Annotated in this window: 15 protein-coding genes and 2 pseudogenes; 8 read left to right on the top strand and 9 right to left on the bottom strand. The window is 56.9% G+C overall.

Going from position 1 to position 21,052, the window contains the following annotated elements:
* Positions 1-523: 523 nt before the first annotated feature.
* Positions 524-1,498: an NAD-dependent epimerase/dehydratase family protein gene (locus ACJJVR_RS05245; protein WP_405402789.1), complete on the bottom strand. Its 975-nt coding sequence runs from the start codon at positions 1,496-1,498 to the stop codon at positions 524-526.
* Positions 1,499-1,681: 183 nt separating this feature from the next.
* Here ACJJVR_RS05245 and ACJJVR_RS05240 point away from each other — a divergent pair, with 183 nt between their 5' ends.
* From ACJJVR_RS05240 to ACJJVR_RS05225, 4 genes are all read left to right on the top strand, one after another.
* Positions 1,682-2,155 carry a hypothetical protein gene (locus tag ACJJVR_RS05240; RefSeq protein WP_405402788.1) on the top strand — a complete coding sequence of 158 codons (474 nt, stop codon included), beginning with the start codon at positions 1,682-1,684 and terminating at the stop codon, positions 2,153-2,155.
* A complete protein-coding gene (locus ACJJVR_RS05235; RefSeq protein ID WP_405402786.1) occupies positions 2,156-4,729 on the top strand; it encodes a rhamnan synthesis F family protein in 2,574 nt (857 codons plus the stop codon). It begins immediately after the preceding gene.
* Between the two features lie 78 nt (positions 4,730-4,807).
* Positions 4,808-5,812: a hypothetical protein gene (locus tag ACJJVR_RS05230; protein WP_405402784.1), complete on the top strand. Its 1,005-nt coding sequence runs from the start codon at positions 4,808-4,810 to the stop codon at positions 5,810-5,812.
* A gap of 202 nt (positions 5,813-6,014) precedes the next feature.
* Positions 6,015-7,373 (top strand): hypothetical protein, encoded by a 1,359-nt coding sequence (locus tag ACJJVR_RS05225; RefSeq protein WP_405402783.1) that lies wholly within the window; start codon positions 6,015-6,017, stop codon positions 7,371-7,373.
* 105 nt (positions 7,374-7,478) lie between these two features.
* On the opposite strand, the gene ACJJVR_RS05220 is transcribed toward ACJJVR_RS05225, so the two are convergent.
* On the bottom strand, positions 7,479-7,697 hold the full coding sequence (locus tag ACJJVR_RS05220; RefSeq protein WP_405402781.1) for a hypothetical protein: 219 nt from the start codon (positions 7,695-7,697) through the stop codon (positions 7,479-7,481).
* Between the two features lie 549 nt (positions 7,698-8,246).
* On the opposite strand from ACJJVR_RS05220, the gene ACJJVR_RS05215 reads away from it, so the two are divergent.
* Positions 8,247-10,028 carry a sodium:solute symporter family transporter gene (locus tag ACJJVR_RS05215; RefSeq protein WP_405402780.1) on the top strand — a complete coding sequence of 594 codons (1,782 nt, stop codon included), beginning with the start codon at positions 8,247-8,249 and terminating at the stop codon, positions 10,026-10,028.
* 163 nt (positions 10,029-10,191) lie between these two features.
* On the opposite strand, the gene ACJJVR_RS05210 is transcribed toward ACJJVR_RS05215, so the two are convergent.
* Positions 10,192-11,817 (bottom strand): methyl-accepting chemotaxis protein, encoded by a 1,626-nt coding sequence (locus tag ACJJVR_RS05210; protein ID WP_405402778.1) that lies wholly within the window; start codon positions 11,815-11,817, stop codon positions 10,192-10,194.
* 533 nt (positions 11,818-12,350) lie between these two features.
* Positions 12,351-13,817: a polysaccharide lyase family 7 protein gene (locus ACJJVR_RS05205; RefSeq protein ID WP_405402776.1), complete on the bottom strand. Its 1,467-nt coding sequence runs from the start codon at positions 13,815-13,817 to the stop codon at positions 12,351-12,353.
* Between the two features lie 341 nt (positions 13,818-14,158).
* Here ACJJVR_RS05205 and ACJJVR_RS05200 point away from each other — a divergent pair, with 341 nt between their 5' ends.
* Positions 14,159-14,431, top strand: coding sequence for a hypothetical protein (locus tag ACJJVR_RS05200; protein ID WP_405402775.1), 273 nt, complete (start codon positions 14,159-14,161; stop codon positions 14,429-14,431).
* A 112-nt stretch (positions 14,432-14,543) separates the two neighbouring features.
* On the opposite strand, the pseudogene ACJJVR_RS05195 reads toward ACJJVR_RS05200, so the two are convergent.
* A pseudogene (locus ACJJVR_RS05195) lies at positions 14,544-14,702 on the bottom strand (IS5/IS1182 family transposase); the annotation flags it as partial.
* A gap of 548 nt (positions 14,703-15,250) precedes the next feature.
* Between ACJJVR_RS05195 and ACJJVR_RS05190 the strand changes: the two are divergent.
* Complete coding sequence (locus ACJJVR_RS05190; protein ID WP_405402774.1) at positions 15,251-16,204, top strand: glycosyltransferase family 2 protein; 954 nt, start codon at positions 15,251-15,253, stop codon at positions 16,202-16,204.
* A 172-nt stretch (positions 16,205-16,376) separates the two neighbouring features.
* Here the strand turns inward: ACJJVR_RS05190 and ACJJVR_RS05185 are convergent, their stop codons facing one another.
* The 4 genes and pseudogenes from ACJJVR_RS05185 to ACJJVR_RS05170 form a co-directional block, all read right to left on the bottom strand.
* On the bottom strand, positions 16,377-17,906 hold the full coding sequence (locus tag ACJJVR_RS05185; RefSeq protein WP_405402773.1) for a lipopolysaccharide biosynthesis protein: 1,530 nt from the start codon (positions 17,904-17,906) through the stop codon (positions 16,377-16,379).
* Positions 17,907-17,972: 66 nt separating this feature from the next.
* Positions 17,973-19,040 (bottom strand): polysaccharide pyruvyl transferase family protein, encoded by a 1,068-nt coding sequence (locus ACJJVR_RS05180; protein ID WP_405402772.1) that lies wholly within the window; start codon positions 19,038-19,040, stop codon positions 17,973-17,975.
* A 130-nt stretch (positions 19,041-19,170) separates the two neighbouring features.
* The gene (locus ACJJVR_RS05175) at positions 19,171-20,055 is read right to left on the bottom strand and encodes a glycosyltransferase family 2 protein (protein ID WP_405402770.1); all 885 of its coding nucleotides are present in this window, start codon (positions 20,053-20,055) and stop codon (positions 19,171-19,173) included.
* A gap of 162 nt (positions 20,056-20,217) precedes the next feature.
* Positions 20,218-20,745, bottom strand: a pseudogene (locus tag ACJJVR_RS05170) (IS5 family transposase); the annotation flags it as partial.
* 157 nt (positions 20,746-20,902) lie between these two features.
* Between ACJJVR_RS05170 and ACJJVR_RS05165 the strand changes: the two are divergent.
* Positions 20,903-21,052, top strand: a 150-nt coding sequence (locus ACJJVR_RS05165; protein WP_405402799.1) for a transposase, incomplete at its 3' end; no start/stop codon positions are given.

Raw genomic sequence — 21,052 nt, 5'->3', positions numbered from 1 at the left:
CACTCACTAGACAATTTTTCCTGCGTCCAAATTATACCGTTCGCCCCTGCCGGGGGAAGGGCACATTTTTCTCAAACAGATCAGCGTCGCGCCCAGGGGAAGAGAAGCCGCCTGCGGCGGCTTGATTCCTGTCCCTTGCCAGCCTTGTGGGGGCGCTGCGGGCCGGAGACCGGAGGGGCGTGGAGAGTGTAAAAAATTACACTTTCATTTCTTGCCATAGTACACTCCACCATCAAAGGAGCGCGCCTATGCCGTGCCATGACCTTTGCCAGAAAAATCTATTAAGGAGCAAGCAGACCAAATCCTCAAACAGAGGATTTAAGCGCTTCACGAGCGCGTAAAGAATGGGGTCGTTTCGAACGGATCAGACTATATGGAATGCATGGTCGAAGTCTGGGGCGAGGCCCAGGCTATGACCTTGAAACAACTCAGACGGTGCTCAAATTTGATTTGGAGAAGAGCTCTGGTATTTCAGCCAGCCAAGGCCTTTCGCTTAAGTACAATACTGCAGAAAGCTAAGAGGTCAGGCCGCAGCCGAAACTTGTTTGCTGTGCAGCATCCAGTCCCAGCTATCTCGGATCCCTTGATCCAACGGAATCTGCGGAGACCAACCGACTGCATGGTGGATACGGCCAATGTCCAGCACGATCCGCGGCACGTCGAAGCCGCGGCCCGATTTGTAGACCGGCTGCAGGTCGTGCCCGGTGATATGGCTGGTCAATTGCACGATGCGGTTGACCGACGCGCCTTCGCCTGACCCGGCGTTAAAACAGCCTTTGATCGAGGATTCTAGAGACATCGAGGTCAGTTCTGCTAGATCGCGTACGTCGATGAAGTCCCGCACAACGCTGCCGTCACCCCAGACTTCGATCGGTTCGCCCTTGGCGATCTTCCACAGACATGTACCGATAATACCCTGTAGCCCGGCATGGCCTTGGCGCGGGCCATAAGGGTTGGACGCACGCAAGGCGACATAGTTTAGCCCGTGCAACTTGTGTTCCATGTGCAAGTAATTCTCGATCGCGACCTTGACGATGCCATAGGAGCTAATGGGCGCCAGCGGATGGGTCTCGTCCACGACCTCGCATTGGGGGATGCCATAAACCGTGCCACCCGACGACAGAAAGACCAGCTTGCGTACTCCGCTGGTGCGCATCGCTTGCAACAGGCGCACGGTACCAATGAGGTTGCCTTTGATATCGGCCACAGGGTCCAGGTTTGATGTGGCCGGTACGGTCGTGCTGGCAGTGTGGACGACCGCGTCGACATCGCGCAGCGCCTCGGCCAAGACGTTGTCATCGGCAAAGCTGCCCCGGATATAGTCGACGCCAGGTAGGGGCGCGCGGAACGCCTCAGGCTTCATGTCGACGACCCGTACGCGATGATTGCGGGCGATCAGGCTGTCGACGATATGGGAACCGATGAAGCCGCAGCCGCCAATCACAAGAGTTCGGGACATGAGGAAGTATCCATTTTCTTTACGGGATTCCGATTTCACCCAGATCAATCATCACATGCAACCATAGCGATGTCCGTGGGCGGGTCGCGGATAGAGTATTCTTACCGCAAAAATGCTGCATTGCAAAGACGAACAGGTCTAGGCCATAAGCCGCCTTCGGTTATCCGGCCACCATTCAGGGCGAGCGATGGCAGACACGCAGGCGAACCGGAAGGGGCGGGCATGATGATCCTCGTGCATGCGAAGGCGGGTCAGAAAATGGCCGGACTGCCTATGGGCTTCTTGAAAGAAAAAGATTTTATTGTCCTTATGGGCCCTGATGGCAGCTTTGAAAAACTGGACCTTCCTGCCCCCGCCGGGGCGGTTGGGGGAGTGGTCATACGAGTCACCCAGATGCAGGACGGGGCCGGGGCCTTTGCGGCGCTGGCTGACTGCTCCCGCCTTCTTTACCGAATTCTTGCTGAGCACATGGGCCCGCTGCACTATGTTCAACCGTTAAGCGAACAGTTGCCTGACATGGAAATCGCACCTGTTGCCTGGACCGCAACACCCGACGGGCATGTAAACGCGTTCCGCCTGTCCGCAATGGTGGCAAGCAGCCCACTACTAATGTCGCTGACGCGCGACTTGTCGGCCCGGCCGATGACTGACGACCGGCGCTTTGCTTTTCTTGCCGCCGCCTTTGCAGGAGCCTGAATGCAACATCCCAACGACATCTGGACTCGTCATGCCCACCGCGCCGGCATCATCTACCAGCGTCCAGATTTCCGGTTTGATGCGGCTTTCTATGCCCGGACCTATCCCGAGGTCGCGGGCGATGACGACGCGTTGTTGCGCCATTTCACCGATTACGGTCGGGTCGAGGGCCGCCACGGTACCTATTACGCGCAGCTGCGCTGCCAAGTGCCGCATATCGACCAGGGGCTGGCCACACTGGTCACCGACCCTGCCCTGCGCGACCTGTTTGAAGCAGGCCATTCCGATGCCGCGGAGCTGGCGTTTGAGCTGATCCAGTTAGGCGATCCTGTGGATTCGCTTGTCTCCGATTTCTCGATGCGAGCCTATCTTGAATGGTACCCCGACATCGATGCCGCCGGGATGAACCCGCTGATGCACTATCTGCGCTTTGCCTGGATCGAGGGCGGACGCCGCACGCTGGCCGATCTGCGCAAAGGCCTGCATCCCGGGCAGCAGGAATTTTGCCCCGAACGACCCACCGTGCTGATTTGCGTCCACGAGATGTCGCGCACCGGCGCACCAGTCGTCGGCCGCGATCTGGTGCGACAGGCCAGCCGCACACACAACGTCGCTGTGGCCGCGCTGCGCGGTGGTGACTTGATGGACCAGTTCCTGCCGCATTGCTGCGGCGCGCTGATTACCGCGAACCCGCTGCACGAAATGCCTTATGTAAACGCTGACGTGTTCCGTAACATCGAGCAAGCAATCCTGAATTCGGTGGAATGCGCGCCGTTCATTCATGCACTGGTCGCGCAGGACATTCCCTTTGCGGCTTATATTCACGAATATTCAGATTATACTTTTCCGTCGTGGAAATCGGTTTACATGGCATCGTTTTCGGACCTGCTGGTGTTTTCGTCGGAACATGTCCGCGACAGCTGGCAGGGGCGGCTGGCCGATGTCACCTTTGACACCGCCAACGATAGCACGATCATTCCCCAGCACCCTCTGATCCATGGCCAGGTCACGGAGATGCGCCGCTTGGATGCGCGGCAGGCCTTATCAAAGGCGCTCGGCTGCGACCTGACTGGCAAGCGGCTGATCTGCGGGGCCGGCCACGTGCAATGGCGCAAGGGCACCGACATCTTTGCCCAGGCCGCCCAGATCTGCGCCGGGATCGACCCCGACACGATCTTCGTCTGGATCGGCGACGGGCAGAACCATCAGGACATGGGGTTCGGCGTCTGGTTTGACTATCACCTGCGCCAGGCGGGGGCGAACAGCCGGGACGGCAACCTGTTCTTCCTGCCGGCGGGACCGCTATATCTGGACGTGATGGATGCGGCGGACGCGATGTTCTTGTCATCGCGGCTGGACCCGCTGCCCAACGTGGTCTTCGACGCGATTCAGCGCGGCCAGTATATGGTCTGCTTCGATGGTGCGACCGGCTTTGCCGACGATCGTTATCGCGGATCCGACAGGATCATGCGCACGCCTTATGCCGAGCCCGCGGCAGCGGTGCGCGCGCTGCTGGCACTGCCGCGCAAGGTCGGCACTGCCAAAGACGACGCGCCCACTGCGCCGAACACGGGCCCACAACTGTTCGACCGCATCCGCGGCGCGCTGCAGGACCGCCTGTCGCGGCAGCGCAATTTCGTATTAGGCGAAAGTGCCATCGACATACCGCTGCTGTTCACCAAGTCCGAGACCGACCGCCCGCTGCGTCGCCGCGAACGCGAAAAGCTGTTCGGCTATGGTCGCCGCCTTCTGTGGCGCGACGTTCAGGACGCCTGCGACACCGTCGCAGCGTCCGACAACTGGGTCCACCGGCGCCTGCGGGTGGAGAAATACCAGCCCGTTTCCCCAGACGACTTGCAAGTTCCTGAATTTGCAATTCATATCCACGCCTTCTATGTCGACGACCTGCCCGAAGACCTGTGCAACCATGCGGCCTTTGCCCGCGCCCGGCGTATCCTGATCACCACCGATACCGAGGCCAAGGCCACTGCCATCCGCCAGATGGGCGCCGACAGAGGCCTGCCGATCGAGACCCAGCTGGTGCCGAACCAAGGCCGCGACATCCTACCGTTCCTGCGCTTGTTCGGGCGCGATGGGCTGGCGGGTGATGACCGCATCTGGTGCCACCTGCACCAGAAGAAATCTGTTCAGACGACATCGCATGGCGATGTATGGCGGCAGTTCCTGCATCGCATCCTGCTGGGTGACCGGGACAGCCTGTCGAGCGCCATCCGCCGGATAGGCCAGCCCGGTGTCGGCATGGTCGCCCCGTTCGAGCCGCATTTCGTTCCCTGGGACGATTCGCGTCGTCTATTGTCCAGGGTCGCAGACCGCTTTCCGGGGCCCATGCCGGACAACCCGCTGCTGTTCCCGGTCGGTAACATGTTCTGGACTCGCGCCGACGTTGCCCGTCAGATGCTGGACCTGTTCGGAGAAGACCACCCCTGGCCCAACGAGCCAATCCCGACAGACGGCACAGAATTCCACCTGATCGAGCGCCTGTGGCCTGCCATCGCCGCGCGGATGGATCTGGATTCGGTTTTTCTGCACAAGGATGATGAAGAGCGGGTTTGACCGGCCGGTCGATATGCCCGTGTTGCGCGATCCAGAGACTGCCCGTCTTTAACGGTAGTTCTGTTAAATGGAGAAATTATGGTCGAAGTCATCTTTCACATCGGCATGGGCAAGACAGGCACCACGTCACTACAGCATGTATTGCGGTCTAGTAACGATGTCCTTCAGTCGGCCGGGATCCGATACTTGGGAATGTGGCAGGAGCTGATTTCCGAACAGTATTGCGACTATGTGGGATTTCAGGAATTCCGACAGTTGCCTGTCGATAAGCAACCTGCTGCGGCGGAGCGGCTGGCGCAGCAATTGACCTGCTTGGCGTCGCAGGATGGCACTGACCGGTTTCTATTCTCGAACGAACAGTATTTCGAGAACATCGACCATCTGCATCCATTCTTCGACCGGCTGCGGCAGCTTCTGACAGTAAGGTTTTTTCTGTGGGTCAGGCCTGCCGATGCATGGTTGCCTTCGGCCTGTGCGCAGTGGGGTATCTTGCACAAGACGAATTACGGGCCGGTTCAACCATTCGTCGATCAGGCCGACCGCTTGATTCAGCAGTACCGTCACGTAGCGACGTGGAAGCAGTTGTTCGGGGATAGCGTAACAATTCGCCCTTTTATTAAGGGCGTAGACCCGGTCTCTGATTTTGCCGAACAGATTGGACTGCCCTTGGCCATTCCGCAGGACCGTAGGCAGATCCGGCCCAATGCGACGGACCTGATGCTCCGAGCGGCCTTCAACACACAGTTCGACGGAATGGTACTGCCAAATGCCTTCAACGAAGCGATAGGGCGGCATAGGTCGTTGACCACGGCACAAGGGCTACAGGCCAAGGCTGACCTTCTCTTGGGTCATAGCAGCATGCCGCAGGTTATCGCAAAGCATCGCGATCTTCTTGACCAAGCCTCGGATGCGGCAGGCTTTGATGTCGCGGGAACCGTTGTGACGCAGGACTATCTGCCTACGCGCGACGAACTTGTGGACGGTCTTTTGGGGCGCGCCGTAGAGATCATTGCCGGGCAGGCCCGTGATCTGGCGGAGATGCGCGACCGCCTGAATGCCTTGGAGGCGCGTCTGGCGCAGTGAAGCCTACATGTTTTCCTTGAATGGCTCGCTAGCATTTGCGATGGGCAAGTGACCGTTATGCAGACAGTCGGTCGCTGCCTTTTGGGCAGACCGATCCTCTTCTGGAGGAGGGGCGCGCTGCCACTGACCCGGACCGGAGACGCATCAGATGACTTCAACCAGCCCGCAGGCCGACTTGACCGTCCCGCCGGTCAGGACTGCGTTGATCGTGCTGGGGATGCACGGGTCAGGAACCTCGGCGCTGGCCGGTGTTTTGGGCCATCTGGGTGCGGCGTTGCCTCCGGACATGAACGCCGAAGGGTTCCTCGAATCCAATCGCATCATCGGGCTGAACGACCGCCTGCTGGCGCAGGCCGGACTCACTTGGTGGGACCCCCGCCGCTTCCCCGCAGCATGGTTCGACACCCCCGAGACCGCGTCCCTGCTGAATGAGGCCGTGGCCGCGCTGCGCGCTGATTACGGCGACGCACCGTTGTTCATCATCAATGACCCGCGCATCTGTCGTCTGCTCCCGTTTTGGCGTGCGGCTTTGGACCGGGTCGGTGCGCAGGTCAAGGTGGTGTACACCCATCGCAGGCCATGGGACGTTGCAGCGTCGCTGGCGCAATGGGCGGAGTACGAAATCGATTTTGGCTTGGTTCTGTGGACACGGCATGTCTTGGACGCCGAGGCCGACAGCCGCGACCTGCCGCGCAGCTTCACCTGCTTTCCAGCATTGATAGACGACTGGCGCACGGTTGCGCAGCAGGTCAGTCGCGACCTGGATCTGGTCTGGCCGCAAGAGCCTGATCGGGTCGCGCCGACTATAAACGATTTTCTCAGCGCCGGCCTGCAGCACTTCAAGGGCACCACCGCCAAGGGTATGGACGGGCAGGCGTTGCCGCCCATGGTGTCCTCGCTGAAGGCAATGCTGGATGACTGGGTGCAGGGTAACGACCCTGCGCGCGACCGCGACCGGCTGGATGAGCTGCGCAAGTCGCTGGACGAAAGCGGACCGCTGTTCGATGGGCTAGCATTGCGCACGGTGCACCGTGCACGCGAGGTCTTCCATCTGATGGGCCTTGTTAGTGAGCTGCAATCGGACCTGCAAGGCGCCGCCGCACAGCACCAAGCCGACAAGGCGCGCGCCAATGAGCAACTTGCTGAGGCCCGTACAGCACTGGACCGCGCCCAGAGGGCCACCGCGCGCCTGACCGAACAAATCGATATACAGTCTGGAGAACTGGTCACGCTGGACCGTCGGCTGCATGTCGCATCGGTCCAATTGCGGAAATTCACTGAACAGCGCACATACGAGATGCAGGAACGTTTGCGCCTGGCTATTACCCTGGACGACCCCTCCGCAATGTCCGACAGCCTATCGCAGCTAGCCGACCGCGTTGAAGACATGATCCGCAATACAAATGTGATGCAGGAAGACTTTGCCAAGGTGGTTGCCGAACGCAATATCGCCCAGAGCTGGGGAATACAGCGCGAAGCCGAGTTGCTCGCCAGCACGTCATGGCGGGTAACCGCGCCGCTGCGCGCGCTGTCGCACGCAGCGCGACGTCTCCGGCGCTAGCTGTTTAGTCCTACCCGTTATAGTCATCATGCCTAACGCCTTCCGCCCCACAACCCTTGCGCGTCCCCCGCACCCCTCTCCGTTCCGGCGCATTAACACCGCTTCTCAGGTGGAGTGCAGCCTTGGGATTGAATTAGCGCTTCTTGTCGTCGTCGCGATCACACCAAGTTTTCGGGAGTACGGCGCCCAGGCCCCGATCTTGGCATGCAGAGACCGCACTGTGTCCTCATCAACAAAAGAAGCCATCTTGCCGCCCCGCTCGAAGATGTCAGCAGCACCATCAAGCAAAGCCTTCTTCCACTGATGAATCATCGTCTGATGCACGCCATGTTCGGCGTGCCAACTCCGACACCGTGCGCTCGCCCTTCAACGCTTCCAGCGAAACATGCGCATTGAATCCCGCGTCATGGTTCCTGCGTTTCCGCACTTCTGATCTCCTCGTTCTTGGAGACCAGAAAAAGTCAGATCGTAGCTTCCGTCACTGTCCGATTTTCGGGGAGTAGCTCATACCTTTCGGCTATCGCTTTGGCTGCAACCGTCCTGTTCTTGCTCTGAAGCTCAATGACATTAAAGGCTAGACTTGCAAGTGCACGGCGTATTGCGCCACCATATTCCCAATTAAGTTATTGAAATATATTAAGTTTTTTTAAAAAATTCACTAAAGAAAGCTGTTCCGAACATCACGGCTATGGGAACGAACGCGTAATCAGACCAAGATTTACTAGTATACCAGTTGCGGTTCGCATATCCGGTCCCGGGGAGTCGAATCGCAATGTCATGGCCATTTTCTTGGTTCAACGACAGCAATCGCGCCTGAAGAACGCCAGCAGGGCCGGGTAAGACCTGGCTGCATTTCAAGGTGAGGAACGAGCTATGGAAAACGAAATTGCCTCAGTGATATTTGAACGCCGGGTCGACTTTGCGCTGGTCGCTCTCTACCTCGTCTTCATTGTCGCCATCGGCTTCATGTTCAGTGGCAAGTCCAAGGATCCTAGCGAATATTTCCGTGGCGGCGGCAAGATACTGTGGTGGATGACCGGGGCCAGCGCCTTCATGGTCCAGTTCAGCGCCTGGACGTTTACCGGGGCTGCGGGAAAGGCATACTCTGACGGGTTGTCCGTGGCTGTCATCTTCATCGGGAATGCGGTCGGATATTTCGTATCTTTCCTGTTGGTTGCAGAGATTTTCCGCCAGACGCGATGCATTACGCCTGTCGATGCGATCCGGCGCCGTTATGGCCCCGTCAACGAACAGTTCTTTACATGGGCACAGGTTCCGCTTGGCGTCATCCAGGCCGGTATCTGGCTGAACGGGTTGGCCATTTTCACGTCTGCCGTGTTCGGGGTCAGTATCGAATGGACGATTGCGATCACCGGCCTGATCGTGATGTTCGTGTCGCTGACGGGCGGAGCCTGGGCCGTCGTGGCCAGCGACTATGTCCAGATGCTGGTCATCATGGCGATCTCCATTGCAGCTACGGCCTTTGTGGCCGTCGATTATGGGGTGGGCAACGTCATCACCCAGTTCCCTGGCCATTTGCTGACCAATGACGTGAACTATGTAGGCTTGTTTGTCGTCTGGTGCCTGATGTCGATCACCAAGCAGATCTTCAGCACCAACAACCTGTACGATGCCTCGCGCTATCTTATGGCCAAGGACAGCGTGAACGCCCGAAAGGCGGCACTGCTGGCCTCTGTGCTGATGTTCGCGGGCGCGTTCATCTGGTTCCTGCCACCGATGGCGACAGCCGTGATGGATGTCGACCTGGGTGCCATGTATCCGACCTTGGGCAACAAGGCATCTGATGCCGCCTATCTGGCCTTTGTCGATATTGCCATGCCGGTCGGAATGGTGGGGATCATGATCGCCGCGATGTTCTCGGCAACCATGTCGTCCATGGATACGGGCCTGAACCGCAGTGCCGGGATCATGTGCATGAACTTTTACCAGCCGGTGATCAAGAGGGGCAAAGCAAGCAATGCCGAACTGATCATCGCTGGCAAGTTCATCACCTTCCTGTTCGGAATCGCGATCATCCTTGTCAGCCTTTTCATCTCATCTTTGCAGAATATCAGCCTGTTCGATATCATGCTGCAGATGGGCAGCCTGATTCAGATGCCCATCCTGATCCCGCTTTTCCTGGCGATCTTTGTCCGTCGTGTCCCTGACTGGGCACCATGGGCCACAGTGATCGTGGGCCTTGCCGTGTCGCTGGTGTCAAAATATCTGCTCACTCCTGATCTGGTGGGAAGTTTGACCGGTATCGACTTTACCGGCCGCGAAAGCAGCGATCTTGTCTTTACCATTTCGATGGCACTGCACCTGGTCGTGACGACAGGTTTCTTCTTCATGTCCCGACTGTTCTATCGGGGCCTGCCTGTTGGACGCGATCAGGAGGTTGATCATTTCTTTGAAGACATTGCTACGCCTGTCGTATCACCCGCTGGCGCGACGGCTTCGGACCTAGAACAACGTAACAAGCTGGGAGTGCTTGCCCTGATCTATGGGGCAACGATCTTCCTGTTGCCGCTGATTCCGCAACCCGGTGGGCGCGGCGCTGCATTGATGGGCTTTGGCCTGACGGGCGGGATCGTGTTTGGCATCGGTGTCCTTTTGGTGCTTTCTGCCAGAAAGGCGCCTGCCAAAGTGATTTAATGGTGTTTTTTTAAAACTGCAGTTGCCGCTATACGTCGGAAAATTGATGGCAGCAGGGCATTCCCTTTCCCGGGAAACCTGCTGCCATTAGTTTTTTTGTTTTTTATATAAAATTCACGCCGTATCGTTTGACGTATACGAAACTGAATGAATGGCTTCTTGTTCAGTATCGTCTTTTGCCAGCTATGACGACCAGATCAGGCTTTGCCATTCCTGAAGTGGTTGAGGATTTATTCTGAAGTCGACTGATGACGCGAAGCAGTTCCGCTGCTTTCTGTTTCAGCGAACTTGCTGCAGCATTCGTTTCTTCTGCGACTGCTGCGTTTTGCTGAGTCACCTGATCCAACTGAATGATACCGGAATTTATTTCCGCCAACCCGACAGATTGCTCTTGCGAAGACGCAGATATCTCTTTCATCATGGCTTGGACATTAACCGCAATCTTCAAAATACCCTCCAGACTGCCTCCGGTTTTTTCCACCAGAAGTGAGCCTGCCTGCACGTGCCTGGCACTTTCTGCAATCAGGGCTCTGATCTCACGCGCTGAATCCGAAGACCGTTGCGCCAGTCCCCGAACCTCAGAGGCCACGACGGCAAAACCTCTTCCGGCATCGCCAGCACGTGCTGCCTCCACCCCTGCGTTCAGGGCCAAAAGGTTGGTCTGGAATGAAATATTCTCGATCACATCGATAATGCTCGTGATCTTTTCCGCACTGTTTTCGATTGCACGCATCGCCTCGATGGCATCTTTGACGATGTTTGCGCCATTATCAGCCTGGGCATGATTTTCACTCCCCGCGCTTTCAGCTTCGGATATGCGCAAGGCTGAACTCTTTACGCTCGTTGTCAGCTGCTGCATGGCAGCAGCTGACTGCTCAAGGGTTGCAGCCTGCGTTTCAGCTCGTACAGCCAAATGCTGTGCCGCCTGATCGATTTCGTCAGAGCCTGCCCGGACACCATCAGCGACGGCTTCAATTTCCGTCATGACCTGGCCCAGTTGCTGCAGGACAGTGTTGTAACTTTCGCGAAGAGCTTCGTATTCGAAAGGAAACGGATCAGAAGCAGGGCTATGGATCGCCGTTGTCAGATTGCCTGTGGCAAGCCGGGCAAGACCTTCGGAGATCTCTTTTACAACCCGGTTTTGGACGGCCGCCTGACGCGCAGCCGTTTCAGCGGCATTGGCAGATGTCAGGCGCTGGTCAGCAGCCAGTCGTTCAGCCTCGGCTTCGGCGCCACGCGCAGCGACAATCGCGTTCCCTGAATTGGCGAAAGCCTGTGTCTGTCGATGCGCCAGCCAGATGAGGACAGCGGCCTGCACGATCAGGATGACAGCATGCAGCAGCACCCGTTCAAGATCTCCGGAGCCCGGGAAGATCGCTTCAGGCAAAAGCAGATTGATCAGCAGATGGTAGGCCGCCACGACGCCTGCATAGGCCACCAATGGCCTCCAACTGCAAAAGACACCCACGGTCGCAAAAGCGGCAAAGAAGTACATGTGCATGTCTATCTGCCACGGGTGACCGGTAAGCTGATAGACCATGAACCCGACCGTCAGCCCCAGGCCGACAGCCAAAGTGATTTGAGTGCTGTGACCGCCGTTCGTCCGGCGCCAATCAAGTGTCGCGCATCCTGCAATTATCGCGATTGCAGCAGGGGCAACCAAACTGCCATTGCCTATGGCGAGAGCCAAAAGCACAGACAGCGGCAGATGTGCCCAAAGGTATAAAAGCATGAATCGCGCGGCGCGCATCCGTATCGCAAGAAGTCCCGAGAAGTCCGTTTCCGTCATGGTGATAGCCTCTCAAGGACTATGTTATGTATGGGGACCCCTTGATGAAGGGGTCAGAACCTTCTCGATATAGCCGTGGTTTGTTTACAGAAAGTTAGCCGCCAAAGGGTTTCATGCCTTGGTCGCTAACGCGGGCTTTCAGGTTGACGGGCAATGGATTTCAACAGGTCGTTCTCGACGATCGGCCGTAAGCTTCGGTCCGAACAGCGAACATTCAGGCATTATGAACAACCTAAACGTGTGGAACATCCAGGATCGGTCTTTTGGAATGTTCCTCCGGGGTGCGGTCTTAAAAATCCGTTCGGAGCACTAAATTCTGGTTCGACAGCCCATGGCATGACAGATGCACAAAGCCTTTCTGTCTCCATATATTTGATTCGATTAAAATAATTCAGACCGTGCTTGCCATGAAAAGACGCCTGCATGTCAGGAATCCGGCGGAAACCCTGCGGTCAGGACGGGCCTGAACCTATCTGTCCTGACGACAAGATCAGGACAGATAGGCAGAACGCTCTTCCAAAACGGTTACGCGATCACTCCGCTTCGGTGCCCGGAGGCGCATCATGAGCGTATTCGAGCGCATAGAAGGTCACGCGATCAAAATCCCTGTCCGGGTCGGGGCTGGAGTTGTTCTGCGTATAAGCCCCGGCCTTGAAGAACATGAACTCGTCCTCCACACTGAACCCGCTGTCGCGCATGTCGAAAGGTTCGGCAACAACCTCTGTCCCATCATCTCGGATGATCTTGACGTGCAGCATCGGGATGATCGCATCCCCTTCGGCCATGCCTCTGGCTTCGATTTCATAGCTGAAAACTTCGTCCAGGGCGATGCCGTCATCAGGGTTCGGTGCTGCATCCGCGCGGGTGCCGATCAGTTCGACCAACTCCTCCCGCCCCGTGACGGGCTCGTGCGCATAGTAGATGGAGCCGTATTTGTTCTGTGGCAGCTTGCGATAGTACAGACGGATTGGCTCATCGTCCTTGGCATGGATCTGACCAATGATGACGCGTCCGATCTGATAGTCCTTGCCAAGTCGCGTGACCTGATTGACTGCCAGCGTCGCCCGCATCACGCCGTCCACACCGCCAGCGGCCTCCTGTGCCGCCTTAGGCGCAGAGGAAAAGACCCAGTTGTTCGCGTTGGGATAACCACCATCAAGGCGGGTCGCGATGCTTTCATCACCGCGGCGCAGCATGCCGCGCAGTTCGGACCGCGTGTAGTTGGTATTGGCAGAGGTTTTCGCCCCCGCAGGGGTCGTTCGGAAAACCATGCCCCCGGTAGCAGGGTCGGTAAAGAAAAAGCGCGGATCGGTCCAACCAGCAGCCAGTTCATTCTCATAGACGCTGTCGGACAGCCCATCGCTGTCGTCGTCAGCCGGCGTCGTGACATACCATCCGGCCAGATCAAAATTCTCTCCGGGAGCCGCATCAGGATCAAGGCCGAACATGCCTCGGCTGCGGCGCTCGGTCAGCACGGCCTGTGCAGGTGCAGAAACCTCTTCTCCGCAGCCCATCGCCACGATTTCAACGATGGAGTTCCAGTTGTTGCTCTCGTTGCCCTTGGCTGTCAGGCGAATAAATTGCGCCTCTACACCGTCCAGCGCAAACGGTTCGAGATCTGCCGTCGTGCCACCTGATTGCCGTTCCGGAATGACAGTTTCATAGGTCTCGCCATCAACAGAGGCCTCGACGGCAAAGCGCGTCTTGCGCTCATCCCCCTTGAAGAACGCTATATCAAGCGAGGTCAGCGTTTGCTGTGCTCCAAGGTCAAGCAGCAGCGTGCGCGCACCACCTTGTGATTCACTTGACCAGCGAGAGTCTGCGTCCATGTCTCCATCGATGGACTTTTCCGGGCCATGCGTTTCCTCATATAAGCCCTCGTCAGTTGCCGAAACGATCGTCAGCTGACGCGACGCCTCGCATGCATCCTGAGCAGAGGCAGGCAAAGCCATGCCAAAAACTGCAACCGTTCCTATATATTTCAAAAACTTATATTTCACGCGGGGCCTCCCAGCTGTCAGCAGATACTCCAAGAGTCCTCTCACTCTTGGAATTCTAGTATACCAGAATGATTGAGGCTGCGTAGAGGTCTCTGACGATCTGACAAGACTGCTGAAAGTACTTCCACAGGGCTGACCCTGCTGGCGGACGTCCCGAGGATCCGGAAAAATGCACCCCATCAGACCCGCACGCGGAACACCTGACTCATTCTCCGGGCTCTGGCTCAACCCCAAACATATGCCAAACAGACCGTGGGGCCTGTGTTTACTATCAGTCGGCTAGACGGGGTGTGTGCCCGCCAAATGATGAATGCCGAATAAAGGTAACCCTAATGTCAAAAATGAAAATCGCCGTCTTCACAATCATGCTGCTTGGTGCAGCAGGTGCCGCCAGTGCAAACCAGCGCGACGACGGCCACCGTCCAAGTTCGGAAAACATGATGCAGCGTCTTGATGCAAACCGTGATGGTCAAATCAGCCGCCAAGAGTTCGCCAACAGGAGCGATCGTGATCAGCGGGCTGATCGTTCGAATACGTCACAACAGTTCAAGCGTCTTGATCGTAACGGCGATGGATCTCTAAACAGTCGCGAATTGTCCCGCCTCGGGAACTGATCCGGTTTTTCAAAAGCCATTGCTCCGTGACTGCGGTTTGAGGGGTGGGATGGCTTTGTTGCACAAATCGCTGCAGGCCGGATGACCCCTTTTTCCCGGCAGACCCATTCCCGGCTTCTGTGACGGGCATGCCAAGCGCGGTGTCGCCGTTCAGCACGGCGACACGGATCCGAAGCTGGGGCACCCGACGGTCAAAGTCCCGGGCGGCCAGGTACTGGCCCAGCAGCTTCAGACGATGCATTCCGGCCTCGACACAGCTTCGATGGTGGTACCTGTGCTGTCGATCAGCAGGTGCGGCGAGCCCCCTTGGTCCTGGGCATGTGATCTGCAGCGTCTTCTGCAGCCGGCTCAGGGTGCTGAACTGAGGACGGCCCACTCAACAGCAGCAAGTTCTCAACGAACCCAGCCATCTGCCTGAGAGCTGTATTGTCGCTGACTGTATCCGTGGGCCAAGGTGCGCTGCCGGTGGTGCGCGCCGGCAGCGCCAAACGCCGTCGCTCCCATTTTCATAACTATGTGTTCACATACTGTCCCTGTGGATTACACCGTCACAGAACATATGAGAGGCACAATCTCCGGGTTGCGTGTTCCGCCGCAACGGGCCGATTAAGGACGCCACTGTCAGAACAGCAATGCGGGCGGCGCTCAAGCCATTGGCATAGCCCTTGCCTCTCTGCTACAGAGCAGTCGATAATCTCAGGGTGGCGTGCCTGCTTGTCATATCGTGACATGATCAAGATCAAGACAGGCTGAACGGGTTTTCCCATCAGCCTTGATGCCTGCAGGTCCTTGTTCGCACAAAAAACAAAAGGTTTTATAATGGCAAAGACCGCTTCTGTCATCATTTGCACGTATAATCGTTCTGCGGCGCTGATCCCTTGCCTGACCTCGATCCTGCAAGCAATTCATGCGGCACCCCAAGCCGATGTCGAAATTCTGATCGTCGACAATAACTCGACCGACAATACACAAGATGCGGTCGCGACCTGGCACACCGAACATCCTGACTGCACACTTCGTATCGTATTCGAGCCGCAGAAAGGGCTTTCATATGCGCGAAATTGCGGCCTGTCCCATGCCGTCGGCGCACTGCTTCTGATGATCGACGATGATTGCATTATGGACGCGAATTATATTGCAAACGCCTTGGTCCATGATGCTCGAGACACCGATCCCGTTCTTCGGGGCGGATCGGTGTTTCTGGGCGATCCTACCGACCAGCCGCTGACAATCAAGACCGAGGCTGCGCGCCAGTCGTGGAGCCGAAAACGCTCATCGAGCCGTCACGAGAATTTGGGCAACTCCCTGCTGGGTTGCAACATGATGATGCGAAGAACCTTGGTAGACAAAATCGGGCCGTTCGACACCGCGCTCGGCGCCGGTTCGAGTATTCCCGGAGGCGAGGATACCGATTATATTTTTCGCGCCTATATCCACGGGTTCGAAATTGAATACGCTCCGGATCTTAAGATCCACCATTTCCACGGCCGCAAGAAAGTGGAGGATGGTTATAACTTGTTCCGCAACTATTCGATCGGTGGCGGCGCGCTATACGCAAAATATATTTTCTCCCATCCGAATATCTGTCGGCAACTATACTGGGACTTGAAGAAACTTCCCGGAGAGTGGATCCGGAACGAAAATCGTTTCATGCCGGAATTCGGGTTCACGATGACAGACAAGATCCGATACAGCATCAAGGGCATGTATGCCTATTGGTGGTCACGCCTGCGCAGCAGGGACACTGCGCCACGCGATCCGGCGATGCGGTAGAGGATGGCGACACAGGCCGCAATCCGCTGACCTGCTTCGCGCGCAATGTCGGATGAGCCAAAGCAGCGTTCGAAGGATCAGGCGCTATTCAGTTCGACGCCTAAGGCAGATTTCCGACAGAGATGCCGTGGCAAGCCTATCCTGCCATAGGACGAGCCCCGTCTCGTAACGATCAAGGCGCAGCAAAACGGCGCAATGGTGGAAAGGCACGGGCAGCAATTTGCAGGAAATCGAGCTCGGGACCATGCGGCCGACCAGCAATATGCCAGGACACAAGCAACGTGCCCACGTAAAGCGCCGCGCCGATGACAACCGTACCAGCAACCTGCAACCCATTGCCAAGCGTGATCGGAGCAGCAGCCAAGAGGCCTAGGCCAACGCCGCATGTCATAACAAGGGTGGCTAGGATTGTGCGAAGGTTGGCGCGGAACTGCTCTAGGGGGCTTATGCTGAGGAGACGGTTTACGAGGCTCACCCCGATGGCAGTGCTGATGAGCCCGCTCAAGCAGCGGGCAAACACCGCACCCATAAGTCCGCCCAACATCACGCCGGCCACCATCAGAGGCACGCGAATGGCAAAGTTTATACAGTCGCGCAGAAAAAGCAGCCGCGTCTGCCCCATGGCCATGGCAAGCGGCTGAAGCGCAGAGGATAGGGTTTGGACAGCAAAGATGCCGGCCAGGACCTGCACGATCGGCACGGCCGGCGCCCAACGCTCACCTAGAGCAAGCATCATCATTGGTTCGGCCACCATCGCAAGGCCGAAGCCCATGGGAAAGGCCACCATGCTGAGAAGGCTTTGCACCCGTATGTAGGCCGCACGAAGCGCTGTTGGGTCATCTGACACGCGTGAAAGGCCTGGGAAGAGCATATTTGACAGCGGCGACAATGCCTCACGCGTGGGCAGGCTCGCGAGGTTATCGCCTACCGTATAATGTCCAAGCGCCATAGGCCCGGCAAAGAAGCTGATGAGGAGCGGGTCAGACCTCCAGTTCAACGTATTGATAGCTTGCTGAAGTGAGAGCCACGCTGAGAACGAGAACATCCGCCGCAAGTCATAGAATCTAATTCGGGGGCGATACGGCAAGAGCAGATAGCCCAGCACGATCGTGCATGCCACTGTTGCAGCCTGTCCAGCCACGATGGCCCAGTAGCTGCGAAATGCCCATGCGATTGAAATGGAGACGACCAGACCGGTGACCCGACCGCCAAGGTTGAGCGTTGCATCCTGCCAGAAGGAAAGTTCGCGTGCGAATAGTGCAAGCCGGGGATTGGCAAAGCCTGAGATCATCGTGATTCCGGCCATAACAAGCATGAGCGGAAGCAACCGGGCGTCGCCATAGGCCCAGGTAATGGGCCAGGCAAGCCCGGCAAGAATTACCGAAAGCACGAGGCTACGGGCCATGCTGAGCGTCCAGGCAGAGTGAAAGTGATCCTCCTCCACCTTGCGCAAATGCACGAGGGCCGCGCTTACCGATATCTCTGTGAGAGAACTTACGATTGCCGTGGCGGTCAGGGCGATCGCCACGATACCGAAATCTTCGGGCAGCAGAAGCCGCGCAAGTGCGAGCATGCCGACGAAAGCGGCGAAGTTGCTTAGAAGACGCGCGCCGATAACCCAAGCGGCCCCAGTCGCAAGCTTGGACCGGACCTCACTCACAGCAAACCACTGGTTGCGCCAAGGTCTGATCGAACGTCGCATGGTCCGGCAGTACGGTTTCAGAGGCGAAATTCAGAACGTAAGCGGGCAGTCCCTTACGTTCCCAGCTCACGATGCGGCGTCCTTTTCCGCCAGCCAGTGGCGTGCACAGGCCATGGCATCAGAGAGCGACGATGCGTGGTGGCTTCCAGTCCACCGCGTGTCGAATGCCTTGGAAAACCGCAAAATCTTGCCGTAGCTGTTATCAAGAAAACAGTGGGGAATACCCATCAGGGTCGAGACAATGTGGACGTGCAGCCGGTCCGTAATAATGAACTTTGCCCGCGACAGCAACTTCGTCCCCCGCTCCATACGATCTTTGGAAACTTGCTCGTAGTAGTGCTTGCGGCGCGACAGCTTGGACAGTTTTTGTACGTTGAGGCTCAACACGGCAGAGGCTCGTGTGTTGAACAGGGCGCGTCTGTGCATGTCCGGATCGTCGTCCAGCCAGTCGGCTTGTTCCCAGCCTGCCGGCAAATCCTCAATCGGGACTGTCTTGCGCATGCTCTCCTTGTCGGTACGAAGCAGTAGCAAAACGTCAAGGTCTGTCTCTCCAGACCGCTCCAACGGGCCGAGCGCGAAAGCCATGTCAGGACACAGTGTTACTTCGCAGCCAAAATTCGTTAGGGCGAGATCATAGCTTTCAAAGTCACGAACGAGAAGACGAAGGTGCGAGGCATTCCGCAGCTTTACAGCCGTTTTTTCTAGAGCTTTTTCATCACTGAAATGAATGGATTGCGGGAAATGCACAACATTCATATGAGGGTATCTTAATATTATGCGCTCTCGGAATTCTTGGAAATGTGGCCAAATATCTCCAAAGTTACCACCTCCCTGCAATAGAATTGTTTCCCCTTTAAAATAATTATCTAACTCATCAATATCTGCGTTAACTTCACAAACATAAGAAGGCTCTTTATTGACATTGCGCTGCAACCAAGCCATCTCGCCAGCCCAGATCGCACTGTCACCAACATTGCCATAATTGGGCATATCAAGAAGGGCATAAGGTTCCGCCCTTAATATGGACAGACTTGGCGCCAAGGCCGTATCAATGAGTCCTTGCAGCCGCTCTATTACATCAAAGTGGCTCTGGTGGGTGCGAGCAGTTGCAAGTGTTGAGGATTTGGCAATCACAAGATTATACTTTCTTTGGCGATACAGGCGGAACAGATAAGTTTCTTTATTATACGATCATTATGCAGGCCAGATCGATTGTTCGTATTTCATTACTATCGGAAAACTTATAAAACAGACGAACGAAATTTCAGAAATAGCGTGACTTGACCTTGGGCTGCCTGAAGTTTGCCATAAGATAAGCCCGTGCGATGCTGAAATGCATCCGCGCCCGCTCTGGCCGACGGCGCAGGACGGCTAGAACGCCCCTTAAAAATCGCGTGGCGATGCGATCGGGCATTATCACGCGCCGGTTGACAAAAAGGCCGATGGCCAAGTCTTCGTTAAGTAGCTTTACCCAACTCTGGGCTCCATCCCCATGATTAGGGTTTAGGTACTGTATTTGGTGTGTCGCAGACTGTAAAACCCCTCGATTGAAGGTTTCATAGTAGGAGCGAGACCATTCCTGATCCTCAGCTGCAAAGACTTCCTCGCGGTAGGGCCGGTCAAGAATGCGCTGCGTAGGGATAAGTGCAGCACAGTTGGAAATACCATTACGGCCATTGAAATTGCGGCGATCAACGATGCATCCCACATTGTCCACCTGCCCCGGCGCGGGCGGGGTCCAAAATACGATCTCAAGGTTGTGAGCCTGCGCAGCGCGCCAGCCCTGCTCCACCATTTCTGCCCCAAGCAACACGTGGCTGGAGATAATCAAGGTCAGCGGGGCGGGATTCGCCTCAACGCCAACGTTGATAGCGCGGGAATAATTGAACTCTCCCTCCGGATAGGGGACGACGGTCACCTCAAGAGAGGCAAACGCTGCGCTAGTTTCGGCTGAGCGCGAGCTGTCGACAACTAGGATAGCATCGGGCGGAACAGACTGAGCCCGTAGCGCCGCAATCACCTGCTCCAGCAAGGGAGTACATTGATAGGCCCGGATTACCGCACCGTAACACGGACGGTCCATTTTCAGCGGAGCGGACGTCAAGATAGGCAACACCCTTGCATGACCGGCCATGGTGACCTCTTCCATCTGTGATGTGTCAGCAGAAGCCATCAATCGGTCCGTTATTTGCCCTATGGGCCGTAAAGTTCGGGCCATAACCATAGGCTTGCTCCTTCTTGGGAGCAACTAGTCCTCGGTCAGTTAGACATGACTGTTTCGTAAGTGCCTGGGCTCTGGCCTAATTGAGTTTCACAGCCAGGAGATGGCGAGAGCGGCGCGTGCGATGGCCGAGCAGAAGACCTTTGGGCACATGTCATACCGTGTTGCGACGCGCCGCCCGTCCTTGAGCCTGCCGAACATGCTCTCGATCCGGTAGCGCCGCTTGTCGTAGCGGACGGGCTTCCTACGTTGCTTCCGGCCGGGAATGCAGGCGCGTATCCCTTTGTCCAGCAATGCGTCTCTGAACCAATCGGCATCGTACCCCCGGTCTCTCAGTAACCGATCGACGTCCAGTAGGTTGCTCAGGAGAGCCCGGGCGCTAATGTAATCGCTCACCTGACCGGCAGAGACGAAGACGTCGATCGGGCCGGCCCTTGCTGTCGCGGATGGCATGCAGCCTGGCGTTCATGCCGCCCTTGATTCGACCGATCAGACGACCAAGCCCCCCTTATTCGCGCCCAAACCGGACGCCGTGCGATGTGCCTTGAGGTAAGTCGCATCGATCATGACCGTCTGCTTCTCACCGTGCTCAGCTGCCAACACGGCCATCATCTGCGCGTCTGTTAGCTAGTAAAGGTCAGACATGTTCACCGCTCGGTTTTCGAGCCGTCAGCCACGCTACGCCGCTAAAATCAGTGGGTCCAGATCCTAGGCTCCAGACCCATTGATTTTACGCCCTTTGCGTGATTCAGGCCGCCGCAAGGAGACCTGATCAATGAGCAACCTGTTCTGGCTGACGGAGGCGCAGATGGTGCGTCTTCGCCCGTTCTTTCCCAAGAGCCATGGCCGTCCGCGTGTGGATGATCTGCTTGTTCTGAGCGGCATTATCTTTATCAATCGCAATGGCTTGCGATGGTGCGATGCG

This window comes from Paracoccus sp. Ld10, assembly GCF_045064235.1.
In the GTDB taxonomy this organism is placed as follows: Bacteria; Pseudomonadota; Alphaproteobacteria; order Rhodobacterales; family Rhodobacteraceae; genus Paracoccus.
Note: the sequence above shows the minus strand (reverse complement) of the source record. Positions and strands in the feature narration are given on the sequence as shown.